Source organism: Bacillus sp. SH7-1, from assembly GCF_008042405.1.
Classification (GTDB): domain Bacteria; phylum Bacillota; class Bacilli; order Bacillales; family Bacillaceae_G; genus Bacillus_A; species Bacillus_A thuringiensis_N.
The window spans coordinates 411,916-427,426 of record NZ_QNUD01000005.1 but is presented as its reverse complement, the minus strand read 5'-3'; the positions used below and the strand labels follow the sequence as shown (position 1 = coordinate 427,426).

Here is a 15,511-nt window from a genome sequence, read left to right as displayed (position 1 = left end):
CGTTCTTTTTTTACATTATACGTTCATCTTTTCCTTCAGTTGTAATCCTGTAATGGATTCTAGTACATCCATTGCTTCTCCAAATGTCATATCAAAAATTGTCTTATCTTCTATGTATGGAAATTGTCTAAAACGCTTTTCTAACATTTTCACGGCGTCCGACGTAAAGTGTGCACTATCAATACCAAATTCTGTTTCAAGAAGAACAATCCAATCTAACACATGAAAACCTAATCCATTTACGAATGAAATAAGCTTTTCTTCTGGCTGTGAAGATAAGAATACGTGTCGTTCCATCTCACTAAAAAGTTCTTCTCCTAAAATATCAGCTAATTCATCATCATGTTCACGGTCAATGATTTCTTCATAACCATAATCATCAACAAGCTCCTCAACTTCTTCACTATCCTCACAAAGCAATTGACTAAGAAGTGCATCTTTCTTAAATTCACTACCTTGTACAACTTCTAAAAAACTCGTTTCCCATCCATTTTCTAATTTCATATGATGTAACTCCTTTATATACTTTTTCTTATCATCACTGTACCCAAAAGATCGCTTTTATAACCTTTTAGGTAATTACTATTATTTCACATGATTCATAACATACGATGCAAACTCAGCTGCATCTCCTTCAAAAATATTTATTTCTGGCAAATGATAGAACGTTGTTTGGAGCGGGTTTCCTTCATGATATACATATATCTTTTTCTCTAGCGCAATCGCCATTCCAAACTCTGTATGACTCCCGTTTCCGCCATCTAATATAAGTAAAAAGACATCCGCTTCTTTGATAGCATTCTTTTCTGCCAGACCAATTTCTCTTAATTGTTCTTGATTTACTGCTCTTTCGTTTCTTGTCCAATCATATGTATGATGCCAACCTGCATGTTTCAGTTCATTTGCTATAGAACGTACAAGGTGTTTCTTTTCGAATCCCGAGGCGATATAAAAATTCATTTATATACACTCCTTCTTTATGTACGGGAAACTCCGTTTTAGCGTTACTTGCTATATATAATAAAAACGACTTCCCCAAAAAAAATCCCCATCTTTAAAACTTATTTGCGTTTAAATGATGGGATGCTTCATGATCTTCTTTTATTTTTTGCTTTTTATAACTTTCATCAGCTAACATTTCTAGTTCAGCTGTTATCTCTGATTTTTCAAGCTCTCTTTCTTGCGAAAATTTCCTTGAAATATAAACAATAACACTACCAACGTACAACACAAAGCATATAATAAGTGCAGTATTTTCATAGAGACTTAGCTCCAACACAGTCACTCCTAATCCATTCGTATTTTCACGCTTCATTAATTGGAATTTCCCTACTAACCATTTGTTATTGTAACATAAAAACACCGTTTCTTGGAATCTTTCAACCTACTAAAAGAGACATGATTTTTTCATCATGCCTCTGAAATATGGTGAATGATTGTTTTAATCGCTTCTTTTCCATTATATTTTTTTAATGCGGTTTTATACATCTCATTATTATGAGATAACTGTTCAACATGCTTTATAAGAGAATTCACAGTTACATCTTCTTCATACAATACGGAAGCATATCCTTGTCTTTCAAAAGACTCTGCATTTAATATTTGATCTCCACGACTTGCAAATTTCGATAACGGAATTAAAACCATTGGCTTTTGCAATGTTAAAAACTCAAAAATGGCATTAGAGCCCGCACGTGAAATAACAAAATCTGTTATCGCTAATATGTCTGGCAGTTCTCCATGTACATATTCAAATTGTCTATATCCTTCTTTATTTTGTAAGCTTTCATCAAGATTACCTTTTCCGCAAAGATGAACAATTTGATACTTTTTTAGAAGTTCTGGTAACGCTTCTCGAACCGTTTCATTAATTTTCTTTGCGCCCAAACTTCCTCCCATAATTGTAATAACTGGCTTTTTACGTGAAAAACCTAAAAACGCTAAACCTTTTTCACGATTTCCCCTTATTACTTCTTCACGTACAGGAGATCCTGTATAAATTACTTTTTCTTTCGGTAAATGTTTCGCAGCTTCTTCAAATGTAACAAATATTTTCGAAGCGAAACGGAGCGCAATTTTGTTTGCTAGTCCTGGCGTCATATCAGATTCATGTAATAAAACAGGTACCCTGTTTAACCATCCGCCTATTACGACTGGTACAGATACGAAACCACCTTTTGAAAAAATCACATCCGGTTTTAGTTTTCGAATCCTTACATACGCATCCATAGCACCCTTCATTACAAGAAAAGGATCTTTTATATTTTTCAAATCAAAATAACGGCGTAGCTTTCCGCTGGCAATACTATAGTACGGAATGCCTTCCTTTTCTATAATCGTTTTCTCAATTCCTTGATGAGAACCAATATAAGAAATATCCCAATTCTGTTCTTGTAAATGTGGAATGATGGCTAAATTAGGTGTTACATGTCCTGCCGAACCGCCACCTGTAAAGACTATTTTTTTCATACGTCTCCCCCTTCTAGACTATAATACACTAAAATATCTGGCCTCGGGGTGAGAAAATACCATAGCCGTTACAGATGCTTCTGGCTCCATCATAAATCCTTCCGTTAATGAAATACCTATTTCCTCTGGATGAATTAAGCGAAATAGCTTTTCTTGATCTGCGAGTTCTGGACATGCTGGATAACCGAAGGACACGCGTATCCCTCTATATTTCGTACGGAAGCGTTCTTCCATCGTCAATTCTGGCGAATCTGGAATACCCCAGCGATCGCGAATGAGCATATGTGTTTTTTCAGCAAGTCCTTCTGCTAGTTCAAGCGCTAACGATTGAATGGCATGACTGCGTAAATAATCACCTTTCGCCTTCCACTCTTCAGCGATGTCCCGAACGCCTTCCCCAACAGTAACAGATAGGAAAGCAACATAGTCCATTTCATCTCCAATTGGTCTTAAATAATCACCTAAAGTACGATATGGTGCTTTTCCTTGTCTCGGGAATGTGAAACGCTCTATGACACGCGTATGATCTTCTGGATCATATATTACAATATTTTGTCCGTCACTTTGCGCTGGGAAAAATTGATACACCGCTTTTGGTTTTAACCAAGATTGTCCTTCCTGCAATAATTCGTCTATTAAATCATTTAATTCGTGTGCTCTTTTATCTCCCTCTCGCAAAAGCTTCTTCACACTTCCTTTTAACCCAAGGTGATGTCCAAGTAGCATTTGTCTATTCAGAAATGGTGCGAGATGTGAAACAGGAACATCTCGTAATACAATTCGTTTTGTTGAATCAGGCACCATAACCTCTGATTTCGGTAATGGTTCAATTACTGCTGGAATTTCTACTTTCTTCTCTTCTTTTGTTACGATATGAAGATGACGTTCCTTTTTGTCCTGCTTCATCTTCTCACGCTCTTCTTCTTTTTGAAGCTTATTAATAATATCAAGCCCCGTCATCGCATCACTCGCATAACATACGAGCCCTTTATAGGATGGCGAAATGCGATTATCTGTAAACTTTCTCGTTAACGCTGCCCCTCCTACAACAATTGGAATATCAATATCTGCCGCTTTTAAATCTTCTGCAGTCGTTACCATTTGTTGAGCCGATTTTACTAACAAACCAGAAAGGCCTATAATATCAGGCTTCTTTTCTTGTACTTCTTGAACAATTCGATCCGAACGTACATTGATTCCTAAATTAATAATCTCATATCCGTTATTTGCTAAAATAATTTCAACGAGATTTTTCCCAATATCATGCACATCACCTTTTACAGTTGCTAATAATACTTTCCCTTTTTTTGCACTATCGCTAGATTCCATATGTGGCTCTAAATAACTTACAGCAGCTTTCATACTTTCAGCACTTTGCAATACTTCAGCAACGATAAGCTCATTATTATTAAATAATCGTCCCACCTCATCCATTCCTGTCATAAGTGGGCCATTAATAATATCCAAAGGTTTTCTTCCTTCTGTAAGTGCGAGGCTTAAATCTTCGTGTAACCCTTGTTTCGTACCTTCTACAATGTAATTTGCTAGTCGCTCATCAAGAGTTAATGTTTCTTGGATAACGATATCTTTCTTTTTTGCTGCGCGATAAAAATTTGTAAATTCTTCTAACGTCTCTTGCGTCGTTTCAAAAAGTAATGCATCTGCAAGACGCTTTTCTTCCTCAGGAATTGACGCATACCGTTCTAATTTTTCCGTATTCACAATCGCGTAATCTAATCCTGCTTTCGTTGCATGATATAAAAAGACAGAATTTAATACTTCGCGTCCAGCTGGTGGTAAACCAAATGATATGTTACTTACACCTAAAATCGTTAAACATTCTGGTAACGCTTCTTTAATAAGGCGAATCCCTTCTATCGTCGCTGCCGCTGAGCCAATATATTCTTCATCACCTGTACCTACCGGAAATACAAGTGCATCAAAAATAATATCTGACGGGCGTATACCATATTTCGTCGTCAATAACTCATAACTTCTTTTCGCAATTTCAAGTTTTCGTTCCGCACTTACTGCCATACCATCTTCATCAATTGTTCCTACAACAATAGCTGCACCATATTTCTGAAGAAGCGGTGTCACTTTTTTAAATCGTTCTTCTCCATCTTCTAAATTAATTGAGTTAATAACAGCTTTTCCTTGAATATAAGTAAGAGCTCGCTCCATCACATTTTCATCTGTTGAGTCAATCATAATCGGTACTTTTAACACTTTCGTAACTTCCGCCAAGAAGTTTTCCATATCTTCTATTTCATCCCGGTCCGGGTCTGCCATACAAATATCAATAATATGAGCATTTTTCTTCACTTGTGCTCTTGCGACTTCAGCAGCTTCTTCAAATTTCCCTTCTGCTACTAATCTTTTAAATTTACGTGACCCAATAACATTCGTTCTTTCACCTACAAATAACGGTCTCATAGAATCATCATATTGCAGTGCCTCTAATCCACTAACCCCATGCCCTTCTCGTTCATGATGTTCACGCGGCTTAAGCGAATCTAACGCAGATTTCATTGCTTTTATATGTTCTGGTGTTGTGCCACAACAACCACCGATAATATTAACCCATCCTTCTTCAGCAAATCGCTTCACTTTTTCAGCGAGAGAAGATGGAGATTCATGATAATGTCCATCTTCATCAGGAAGACCTGCATTTGGATAACAAGAAATGTAACACTCCGACAAATCAGATAGTGAACGAATATGATCTCTCATAAACTCCGGACCAGTCGCACAGTTTAATCCAACAGATAACGGCTTCATATGTTCTACCGATAAGTAAAAAGCCTCAATTGTTTGACCAGCCAGAGTCGTTCCCATCGGTTCAATTGTTCCTGAAATCATGATAGGTACAATTTTATTTAGTTCGTCAAAAGCTGCTTGAATTCCAATATAAGCAGCCTTCACGTTACGCATATCTTGACTCGTCTCAACGAGTAATACATCAACTTCTCCCTTCAGCAATCCTCTTGCCTGCCGTGTATAAGCTTCAATTAGTTCTTCAAACGTCACACCACCAGTAACACTAATCGCTTTCGTTGTCGGTCCCATTGCTCCCGCAACATATACTTCCTTCCCACTTTCTATAACAGCTTGCTTTGCTAAACTCGCTGCCTTCTCATTTAGCTCCTCGTCTAAATGAGACAACGCATAATCACTTAATACAATATTTGTCGCCCCAAATGTATTTGTTTCAATAATATCCGCTCCGGCTTCAATATAAGCTTTATGAATCTTTAAAATAACATCTGGTCTTGTTTCTACTAAATATTCATTACAGCCTTCGTACTCTTCACCTCCGAAATCTTCCGCTGTTAAGTCCTCTTGCTGGATCATTGTTCCCATTGCACCATCTAATATTAAAATGTTATTTTGTAATTTCTCTTCTATACATTTCATCAATTAATACCTTCTTTCACTTCTTGCTTTTCTCTCACATATTTAACAAGGTGTTCTGTAATTTCATATTTGAGAAATGGTGTAATAAGATAAATGCCGTTAAAATATTTCATCGCCGCATCGATCAATTCTTGTGAAATGCGAATCCCTTCCTCAATTGCTGCCTCTTTCGTTTCATGTCCATCCATTCTCTCTCTTATTTCTTCAGGAAGTGTAATACCCGGCACCTCAAAATGAAGAAAATCTGCATTCCGTTTGCTTATTAATGGCATAATCCCAATAAAAATAGGTTGTTCCAAATGCTTTGTTGCTTCATATACTTCTTCAATTAACGCGATATCATAAATCGGCTGAGTTAAGAAGTATTCCGCTCCAGCATCTATTTTCCGTTCCATTCGCTTAACCGCTGCTTTTAAATGTCTTACATGCGGATTAAACGCCCCTCCCACTGAAAACCTTGTTGCTGGACCTATTGATTTCCCTAAAATAGAGCGCCCATCATTCATTTCTTTAATCATTTTAATGAGCTCGATAGAGGACAAATCATATACAGAAGTCGCACCTGGAAAATCACCGACGCGTGCTGGATCACCTGTTAAAGCTAACACTTCCTCCATACCTAATGCTGATAAGCCTAGTAAATGAGATTGTAGCCCGATGACGTTATGGTCTCTACACGTTAAATGCGTCAATACTGGAATATCATGCTTCGTTAATAACGCTCCCATTGCCATATTCGAAACGCGAGGCGATGCTAATGAATTATCTGCTAGAGTAATAGCGTCTGCTCCAGCTCTTTTCAATGCTCTTGCTCCTTCAAAAAAACGCTGCGTATCTAACGTTTTCGGGGGATCTAATTCTACTACTACTGTCGTTTGTTTTTTTGCTTTCTCTGCTAAAGTGACATGAGCTTTCGAACGTTTCTCGTGTGTATGAACTACTTTTGGTCTTTGAATCGTATCTTTTTCTATTACAGGCGTAACATTTAGAATGGCACGTTTCATACTTTCAATATGTTCTGGAGTCGTGCCACAACAACCACCCAATAACCGAATGCCTTGCTCAATAAATTTCGGTGTCATCGCTTCGAAATAAGCTGGACTCCCCTCATATACGTAACGTCCCTCCACATAATTTGGGAGACCTGCATTCGGATATGCTGACAAGTAACCATTTTGCGGAATCGATATCATTTTAAAAGCTTCCGTCATATGAAGTGGCCCTAGTTGGCAGTTCAATCCAACGACATTTGCACCGTAATCTAAAAGCCGTTTTAATATTTCATTTACATCATTTCCATTTTGAGTCGTACCTGCCTCATGTAACGCTAATTGGGCTACAATTGGAATGTTCGTTTGTTTTCGTAACACCTGAACAGCATGAAGTAATTCAAACTCATCATAAAAAGTCTCTAATAGCAGTCCATCAACCTGTTCTTCTAGTAATGCACTTGCCTGCTCAAGTAGCATAAATTCTCTTTCCATATCAGTAGTTGTAACGGCTCCAATATGTTTCATACCGCCAATTGTTCCTAAAATTGCATTTCTATCTGTCACAGATGCTTTCGCCAATTTTACTGCCGCTCTATTAATTTCAGTAACTTGATTTTCTAAACCATACATACGTAATTTCGCTTCATTTGCTCCGTACGTATTTGTTTGAATCACATCTGCCCCAGCAGCTACATATTGCTTATGAATCGATATAATTAAATCTGGATCAGATATATTCAATTCTTCAAAACTACTTTGCAAACCATGTGAATGTAATAACGTCCCAACCGCACCATCACCTATTACAATTCCTTTTGATAATAAATCTAGTACTTTCACAAATCTCCCTCATTTCTATCAATATAAAAACCCCCTCTTCACTTTGAAGAGGGGGACATAATTGTTCCTCCTCTTATTATGCAAAACATTCGTTTTGCAGGTATTAGCACCGTTTCAAACATTTCGTTTGAAGGTTGCCGGGTTTCACAGGGCCTTTCCCTCCACCGCTCTCAATAAGAGTTGTCTTTATTATTTTATTTATGTAGCTAAAAGGAAATACGTTCCCCTTTTAACAATGTTTGTTAATTTTTTAATAAATTTAGCACGCATAAATGCAAAAGTCAATGACAGTTGCGGAAAAATAAAAATTATTTAAAATAAAGTTGCAATTCAATTATCTTTTGTTGTAAAGTTAAAAACATAATAAAATTTCATACGAACATTCTTATCTAGAGAGGTAGAGGGACTGGCCCTATGACGCCTCAGCAACCATTAACATTTGTTAATAAGGTGCTAATTCCAGCAAATTGTGAAAGATTTGACAGATGAGAAGAAGACTCTATTCAAACCGAAAGCCTTCTTCTTAGAAGGCTTTTTTTATTTTACATTCACTTAATTGTTAATTTAAAAAGGAGGAATTTTCACATGTCAACTATCGAAACAAAACTAGCACAAATCGGAAATCGTAGCGAAACTACAACAGGAACGGTTAACCCACCTGTTTATTTCTCAACCGCTTATCGTCATGAAGGAATTGGCAAATCTACTGGCTTTGACTATTCACGAACTGGCAATCCAACTCGCGGCCTTTTAGAACAGGCAATTGCAGATTTAGAATACGGTGAACAAGGTTATGCCTGTAGTTCAGGGATGGCAGCTGTTCTCCTCGTCCTCTCCCTATTCCGCTCCGGAGACGAACTTATTGTATCTGAAGATTTATACGGGGGCACTTATCGATTATTTTCTGAGCACGAAAAAAAGTGGAACGTTCGATGTAGATACGTAAATACACAATCTATTAAACAAATTGAGCAAGCTATCACAACTGAAACGAAAGCTATTTTCATAGAAACTCCGACAAATCCATTAATGCAAGTTACTGATATTGCCGCTGTCGCAACTGTAGCGAAAAGACACGGACTACTTCTTATTGTAGATAACACATTCTACACGCCTTATATACAGCAGCCATTAACAGAAGGTGCCGACATTGTAATTCATAGTGCAACGAAATATTTAGGAGGACATAACGATGTCCTAAGCGGACTAGTCGTTGCAAAAGGAAAGGAACTTTGTGAGGAAATCGCTCATTATCATAATGCCTCTGGTGCGGTCTTAAGCCCATTTGACTCATGGCTATTAATTCGTGGTATGAAAACGTTAGCTCTTCGCATGAGACAACATGAAGAAAATGCAAAAGCAGTTGTTGCTTATTTAAATGATGAGGACGGGGTAACAGATGTATTTTATCCAGGAAGAGGCGGCATGATCTCATTTCGTCTTAAAGATGAAACATGGATTAATCCATTCTTACAATCTTTATCCTTAATCACATTTGCTGAAAGTCTCGGTGGTGTTGAAAGTTTAATGACTTATCCAGCAACACAAACACACGCTGATATTCCTGAAGAAATCAGAACAGCAAACGGTGTATGTAATCGTCTTCTTCGATTTTCCGTTGGCATCGAAAATAGTAACGATTTAATTCAAGACTTACAGCAAGCCATTAAACTTGTAAAAGAAGGTGTAAGAATATGAGTTATTCTATAGATACACTTTTACTACACAACCAATATAAACATGACTCACAAACAGGAGCTGTTAACGTTCCCATCTATAACACATCAACATTCCATCAGTTTGATGTAGATACGTTCGGGAAATATGACTATAGCAGGTCAGGAAATCCAACTCGTGAAGCTCTTGAAGATATCATTACTTTATTAGAGGGTGGAACAAAGGGATTCGCATTTGCATCAGGCATTGCAGCAATTTCTACTGCATTCCTCCTTCTTTCACAAGGTGATCACGTACTCATTTCAGAAGACGTATACGGAGGCACTTACCGAATGATAACTGAGGTTCTCTCCCGTTACGGTGTTTCACATACGTTTGTTGATATGACCAATTTAGAAGAAATACAGCAAAACATTAAACAAAATACAAAACTCTTTTATGTAGAAACACCTTCTAACCCACTTTTAAAGGTAACGGATATTCGCGCTGTTTCTAAGCTTGCAAAATCTATTGGCGCTCTTACCTTTGTTGATAATACATTTTTGACACCACTATTCCAAAAACCACTTGAACTTGGAGCAGATATCGTTCTTCATAGTGCTACAAAGTTCATTGCTGGTCATAGTGATGTTACTGCCGGATTAGCGGTCGTAAAAGATTCCGAACTTGCTCAAAAAATTGGATTTTTACAAAATGCATTCGGCGCCATTTTAGGACCTCAAGATTGTTCTCTCGTGCTTCGCGGTCTAAAAACATTGCATGTACGTCTTGAGCATTCAGCTACAAATGCCAATAAAATTGCACATTATTTACAAGAGCATGCTAAAGTTCAAAACGTCTATTATCCTGGCTTACAAACACATCTCGGATTTGATATTCAACAATCTCAAGCTACATCAGCCGGAGCTGTCCTATCTTTCACTTTACAATCAGAAGACGCACTCCGCCAATTTCTATCAAAAGTAAAGTTACCTGTTTTTGCAGTTAGTTTAGGTGCTGTCGAATCGATCCTTTCCTACCCAGCTAAAATGTCACATGCAGCACTGTCGCAAGAAGCTCGTGATGAAAGAGGGATTTCTAATTCATTACTTCGTTTATCTGTCGGCCTTGAAAATGTTGATGATTTAATATCCGATTTTGAAAATGCCCTTTCTTATGTGGAAGAGCCTGTAAATGCATAGAAAGAAAAGAAGATATGAAATTAAATTTTCATATCTTCTTTTTATGTTTTCGAGTATACTTTTTACTTTTCGTATAGTTCATAAAAAAACAATAGGGCACCATCCATTTCCAAGTAATAAATTAATTGATATATTAAGAAATAAAAGGGGCAAAAATAATGGATACTTATGCAGATGTTTTAATCGTTATCGATTTACAAAATGGAGTATGTTATAGCGAAGAGCATTTATTCGATTTACAAAATTTACTTACAAAAGTAAATAAAAGAATTTCTTCATACAGAAAATCAAACAAACCAATCATTTTCGTTCAACATTGTGATGATGATTTAGTACCTGAAAGAGAACCTTGGGCTATTCATGCTGATCTAGATGTTCAAGAACAAGATTTTTTTGTAAGAAAAACACATGCAAATTCATTTTATAAAACAAACTTAAAAGAAATTTTAGACCAATTATCTGTACAGCGCATTGAATTTTGTGGTGCCCAAACAGAATACTGTATGGACGCTACGATAAAATTTGCCCACGGGATAGGATACGAAAACTTCATGGTACAGAAAGCAACGTCTACGTTAAATAATCCATTTATGTCCGCAAAAGAGACAATTGATTTTTATGAGAATATATGGAACCACAGATTTTTAAAGTTGATAAAAGAAGAAGGCTAGAATACATTACTAATTTCTTGGTAATTCTAAGATTTATCAGCTATGCTCAAATATTTTGCTATCACCATAAAGGAGCTGATTATATTCAGCTTCTTTTCTTTTTAACCTGTTTTATATTCTATATATATTATTATAATTCCTTTGTCATATTATTTTAAAAATTTTGTATATTCATTTGAAAGAATAAGAAAATCATGATAAGATTGTGTTACAAATATATCTATATCTTTCAATTTTTAAAACGCATCGAAATTTTCACCCAAAAATGTCATTTTACAAAACCGTGCTAAATCATCTACTTTATTTACATCAGGGTCTCTTTTCTTACAATTTCTTTACTTTAGGACTTTTTTTCTGCAACAACTGTTTTCTTTTCTTTAAATTTTTGGTATGAATAATATGGTATAACAGCTCACACGGAGGTGGAAAAGAACATGTTAGAAACCTTTCAAAAAGAAATAGAACTATATGAAAGCAATGCAGAATTATTGAAAGTGCTTGCTCATCCTGTTCGCTTATGTATTGTAAAAGGATTAATTGAACGTGGTCCAAGCAACGTTTCTACAATGTACACTGGCTTAAACATGCCACAATCTACAATTTCACAGCATTTAGCAAAGTTAAAGAGTGCTAAAATCGTTTCAAGTGAAAGAAAAGGATTGGAAATTTATTACAAAGTAGAAAACGAGACAATTATTCAGCTCGTTCGTGTATTATTAGGTTAGGGACTAATAAACAGAGAAAAAGGACGTATTTTATATTTTTCATCTCATATCTTTAATATAAATATATATCATGAGAGGAAATATATGATACTACATAAGTCGTATTAAAAAACAAGACACAGAAATATTCTGTGTCTTGTTTTTTATATTTTTAAATACCGATCCAAGTGTAACTGTTGCATATGTTTCGTATGTATAACAACATCAAATGCACTCCCTAATCCTCCGCTCAAAATCATAGAACGAACTGCTCGATTTTGTTTTTGAGTTTCAGAAAAAGGATTCCTATCTTGGTGATTTGTAAGCTGGTCTAATATTCCTGCTGCTAACAAAAACTCAGATTGCTTCTTATGCCATGCCGTATTCATACCTTGCAGGCTAAACATCTCTTTCAGTTCGTCCCAATGAATATGAGTAGTAAGATCCATTTCACCTGGATGTGCTAAAGGATTACGGATTAACTTATGCTCGTAATACCCTCGTAAACTTCCTTCTTGATGTGCAGGATGCATCCATTCTTCTTTTGTATATCCATAATCAACTGTAATACATACACCTCGTTGAAACCATTTCGCAATTTCTTTTATATACTCTTCCATCACAATCGGCACTTCAAAACGCTGACCTTCTGCAAGATGAATATTATATTTCAATAAGTATCGACCAATTCTTTTATGTAACGGTCTACATACTTCTGCAAGTTTCCCTTCCTCTGTGTACGTAACACGTACTTCATTCAATATTCCATTTCTCTTCTCAATTACTTCAACAGGGAATGCATCAAATAACTCATTCGAAAAAAGAATCCCTTCGAACGATTCTCCCATTTCACTATGCGACGTATAATATGACACGTTAGAAAACGAACCAAGATTTTTCTGCTGTAGTTTTCTATGAAAAGGACTCATTTCAATCATTGAATAGTTTAAATCAATAAAGGTTTCCGGAGATAATTGCTTCCATTCTTGTAAAACATCATAGGCAAACCTTCCTGTTCCCCCACCAATCTCACAAATATTCGGATTAACTTCACCATTTTCAACAAGACGAATAAAAAACTTAGCAAAGGTCTTTGCAAAAACAGAGGATACGTTGCTACTTGTAAAAAAATCCCCTTGTCTTCCAATTTTTTCACGCTCTTTCATATAATAGCCATGTTCCTCTGCGTATAACGCAAGGTTCATATATGTACTATATGAAATCGAATAATCCTTTTCTTTTTCCATCCATTTTCTAAAAATGAGCTCCATCCCCATAATGACCCCTTACTGTAAAAATGGATTATTTTCTTTTTCAAAACCAATGCTTGTTTCTGGACCATGTCCACATAAAACCGCTGTTTCATCTGGTAACACAAATAATTTTTCTTCAATACTTCCAATCAATTCAGCAAAACTCCCACCAGGTAAATCCGTTCTTCCGATGCTCATTTGGAACAATACATCTCCAGAAAATACAGCATTCGCCTCTTTACAATAATAAGAAATACTGCCTGGAGAATGTCCTGGCGTCTCAAAAATTTCAAAATTAAATGAACCAATTGCTAATACACCTTCTGTATCAATAATATGATCTGCTGGTTTTGCTGTAATGCTGCGATTCATCATAAAAATTTGAGAGCCATTTACAGTTGCATCGCCTAACCAATCTGCTTCTTCTTTATGTACGTACACAGGAATATGAAAAGCGTCTCTTACCGCATCAACAGCACCAATATGATCAAAGTGAGCATGTGTTAATAAAACAGCTAGTGGCTTTAATTGTTCTTCTTGTAAATATGTAACAAGCTTCTCTCCTTCATGACCAGGATCAAAGATAATACACTCATTTTGATCATTCGTTAAAATATAAGCATTTGTTTGTAATGGGCCTAACGGCATTTGTATCCATTTCATATGAAAATCTCCTCCAATTATTAAACTTACTTTCAATGATACAACATTTTTTTCTCTTAGGAAAAGAAAGGATGCTATCTCGACAATCATTTTTAAAACATGTACAATATAAAAGAGTAAATATTCCAAAAACTCATATTAAGGAATGGGTAGACAGAGGAGGATATTGTATGGGCCTTGTTATTATTTTTACGCTTGTCACTCTGTTAGCTGTATTTGCTACGCTTAGAACACTTCGCGAAAAGAATTTTTTCGCGGGCGGCTTTGCAATTGCAACTGTACTCGTTTTCGGATGGTTTACAATCATGACTGTTCTATATAACGGGTACCCACCAGCAGCTTAATTCATTTACATGTTATTCTTCATCAAGATTTCGCACAAAAAGAGGAAGGGTTTCCCCTTCCTCTTTTCATAGTTCACAACTTATATCATCTTCGCTTCGTATTTGTGCTTTTTTACAAGCCACGCTCCTCCGATAACACCTGCATCATTACCAAGTGTTGCAATAGCTAGCTTCGTGCTCTTTACAGCACGTGAGAAAGCATATTGCTCGAAATAACGTTGAATTGGCTCTAGTAGTGCATCTCCAGCTTTAGAAACGCCTCCACCAATAACAATTTTCTCTGGGTTCAACGTGCTAGAAAGGTTCGCTACAGCTAATCCTAAATAAGAAGCTACTTTTTCTACTACTTCACCAGCTAGTTCATCACCTTGTCCATGTGCTTCAAATACATCTTTTGATGTAATACGCCCTTCTTCTGCTAACATAGAACGTAAAATACTCTCTTTATCAGTCTCTTGTATTTTTTGCATAGCAACACGTACAATACCCGTTGCAGATGCTACTGTTTCTAGGCAACCAGACTTCCCGCAATTACATGGGAAAGCATTTTCTGTAACGACTGTAATGTGTCCAATCTCACCAGCAGCACCGCTTACGCCGTGTACAATTTCACCATTGGCAATTACACCGCCGCCAACACCCGTTCCAAGTGTCATACAAATTAAATCTTTTGCTCCTTCACCAGCACCTTTCCACATTTCACCAAGCGCTGCTAAATTTGCATCATTATCAATAACAACAGGTAATCCTGTTTCTACTTCTAATAAATCTTTTAACGGATAGTTTTTCCATCCTAAATTAACCGCTTCATAAATCATTCCAGACGCCACGTGTACAGGACCAGGAGCTCCCATACCAATGCCGATTAACTTACTTTTTAATTCACCTAACTCTTCTAACTTTTTGTCAATAGCTTTCGCTACATCAAGCGTAATATGTTTTCCTTGCTCATTTGTATTCGTAGGGATTTCCCACTTATGTAAAATTTCACCATACACATTAATAAATGCTAATTTAATCGTTGTACCACCAAGGTCAACACCAACTAACCATTTCTCTTCCATGTTGCTTACCTACCTTTATCTAATTCTTATTTAGCTCTTTTTGAATTTCTTGCTTCAATAAAAATAAAGCTGTTTGATAGTCTTGTGGATCGATTAGCTGTGATTGATTTAATTCACGCAATTCATCTTGCATTAATTGTAAATCTGCAATTCGATCACCCGTATAAATAATCGTACCAAATTTCTTTAGCAATTGCTGAATATCATAAATAGATATCATTTCATCACCCTCTATG

At 36.3% G+C, this 15,511-nt stretch carries 15 protein-coding genes and 2 riboswitches; of the genes, 5 read left to right on the top strand and 10 right to left on the bottom strand.

All coding sequences use genetic code 11. The features are described from left to right. Positions 1-15: 15 nt before the first annotated feature. From DN390_RS05540 to DN390_RS05515, 6 genes are all read right to left on the bottom strand, one after another. On the bottom strand, positions 16-504 hold the full coding sequence (locus tag DN390_RS05540; protein WP_060632271.1) for a hypothetical protein: 489 nt from the start codon (positions 502-504) through the stop codon (positions 16-18). 81 nt (positions 505-585) lie between these two features. After that, positions 586-960 (bottom strand): nucleoside 2-deoxyribosyltransferase, encoded by a 375-nt coding sequence (locus tag DN390_RS05535; RefSeq protein WP_097950567.1) that lies wholly within the window; start codon positions 958-960, stop codon positions 586-588. A 94-nt stretch (positions 961-1,054) separates the two neighbouring features. Then, entirely contained in the window at positions 1,055-1,315 is a 261-nt protein-coding gene (locus tag DN390_RS05530; RefSeq protein WP_000817964.1) for a DUF3966 domain-containing protein, read from the bottom strand. A 95-nt stretch (positions 1,316-1,410) separates the two neighbouring features. Beyond that, positions 1,411-2,469 carry an undecaprenyldiphospho-muramoylpentapeptide beta-N-acetylglucosaminyltransferase gene (gene murG, locus DN390_RS05525; RefSeq protein WP_147806764.1) on the bottom strand — a complete coding sequence of 353 codons (1,059 nt, stop codon included), beginning with the start codon at positions 2,467-2,469 and terminating at the stop codon, positions 1,411-1,413. Between the two features lie 18 nt (positions 2,470-2,487). Then, a complete protein-coding gene (metH, locus tag DN390_RS05520; RefSeq protein WP_147806763.1) occupies positions 2,488-5,886 on the bottom strand; it encodes a methionine synthase in 3,399 nt (1,132 codons plus the stop codon). Further along, positions 5,886-7,718: a bifunctional homocysteine S-methyltransferase/methylenetetrahydrofolate reductase gene (locus DN390_RS05515; RefSeq protein WP_147806762.1), complete on the bottom strand. Its 1,833-nt coding sequence runs from the start codon at positions 7,716-7,718 to the stop codon at positions 5,886-5,888. Before DN390_RS05515 ends, metH begins: the two co-directional genes overlap by 1 nt. 70 nt (positions 7,719-7,788) lie before the next feature. Beyond that, positions 7,789-7,898: riboswitch (SAM riboswitch) on the bottom strand. Between the two features lie 202 nt (positions 7,899-8,100). Next, a riboswitch (SAM riboswitch) is annotated at positions 8,101-8,210 on the top strand. Between the two features lie 93 nt (positions 8,211-8,303). On the opposite strand from DN390_RS05515, the gene metI reads away from it, so the two are divergent. From metI to DN390_RS05495, 4 genes are all read left to right on the top strand, one after another. Then, a complete protein-coding gene (gene metI, locus DN390_RS05510; RefSeq protein ID WP_060632276.1) occupies positions 8,304-9,416 on the top strand; it encodes a cystathionine gamma-synthase/O-acetylhomoserine thiolyase in 1,113 nt (370 codons plus the stop codon). Continuing rightward, positions 9,413-10,576: a cystathionine beta-lyase gene (metC, locus tag DN390_RS05505; RefSeq protein WP_147806761.1), complete on the top strand. Its 1,164-nt coding sequence runs from the start codon at positions 9,413-9,415 to the stop codon at positions 10,574-10,576. The genes metI and metC overlap by 4 nt, the downstream gene beginning before the upstream one ends. A gap of 158 nt (positions 10,577-10,734) precedes the next feature. After that, complete coding sequence (locus tag DN390_RS05500; protein ID WP_060632278.1) at positions 10,735-11,247, top strand: cysteine hydrolase family protein; 513 nt, start codon at positions 10,735-10,737, stop codon at positions 11,245-11,247. 434 nt (positions 11,248-11,681) lie between these two features. Next, positions 11,682-11,972 (top strand): ArsR/SmtB family transcription factor, encoded by a 291-nt coding sequence (locus DN390_RS05495; RefSeq protein WP_000894375.1) that lies wholly within the window; start codon positions 11,682-11,684, stop codon positions 11,970-11,972. Between the two features lie 143 nt (positions 11,973-12,115). On the opposite strand, the gene DN390_RS05490 is transcribed toward DN390_RS05495, so the two are convergent. Beyond that, positions 12,116-13,228, bottom strand: a complete 1,113-nt coding sequence (locus DN390_RS05490; RefSeq protein ID WP_147806760.1) for a class I SAM-dependent methyltransferase — start codon at positions 13,226-13,228, stop codon at positions 12,116-12,118. A gap of 9 nt (positions 13,229-13,237) precedes the next feature. After that, on the bottom strand, positions 13,238-13,867 hold the full coding sequence (locus DN390_RS05485) for an MBL fold metallo-hydrolase (protein ID WP_060632280.1): 630 nt from the start codon (positions 13,865-13,867) through the stop codon (positions 13,238-13,240). Between the two features lie 170 nt (positions 13,868-14,037). On the opposite strand from DN390_RS05485, the gene DN390_RS05480 reads away from it, so the two are divergent. Next, entirely contained in the window at positions 14,038-14,211 is a 174-nt protein-coding gene (locus DN390_RS05480) for a DUF2759 domain-containing protein (protein ID WP_000524850.1), read from the top strand. An 80-nt stretch (positions 14,212-14,291) separates the two neighbouring features. Here the strand turns inward: DN390_RS05480 and glcK are convergent, their stop codons facing one another. Then, positions 14,292-15,275, bottom strand: coding sequence for a glucokinase (gene glcK, locus DN390_RS05475; protein WP_000391706.1), 984 nt, complete (start codon positions 15,273-15,275; stop codon positions 14,292-14,294). Positions 15,276-15,294: 19 nt separating this feature from the next. Continuing rightward, the gene (locus DN390_RS05470) at positions 15,295-15,495 is read right to left on the bottom strand and encodes a YqgQ family protein (RefSeq protein ID WP_000623706.1); all 201 of its coding nucleotides are present in this window, start codon (positions 15,493-15,495) and stop codon (positions 15,295-15,297) included. Positions 15,496-15,511 lie beyond the last annotated feature (16 nt).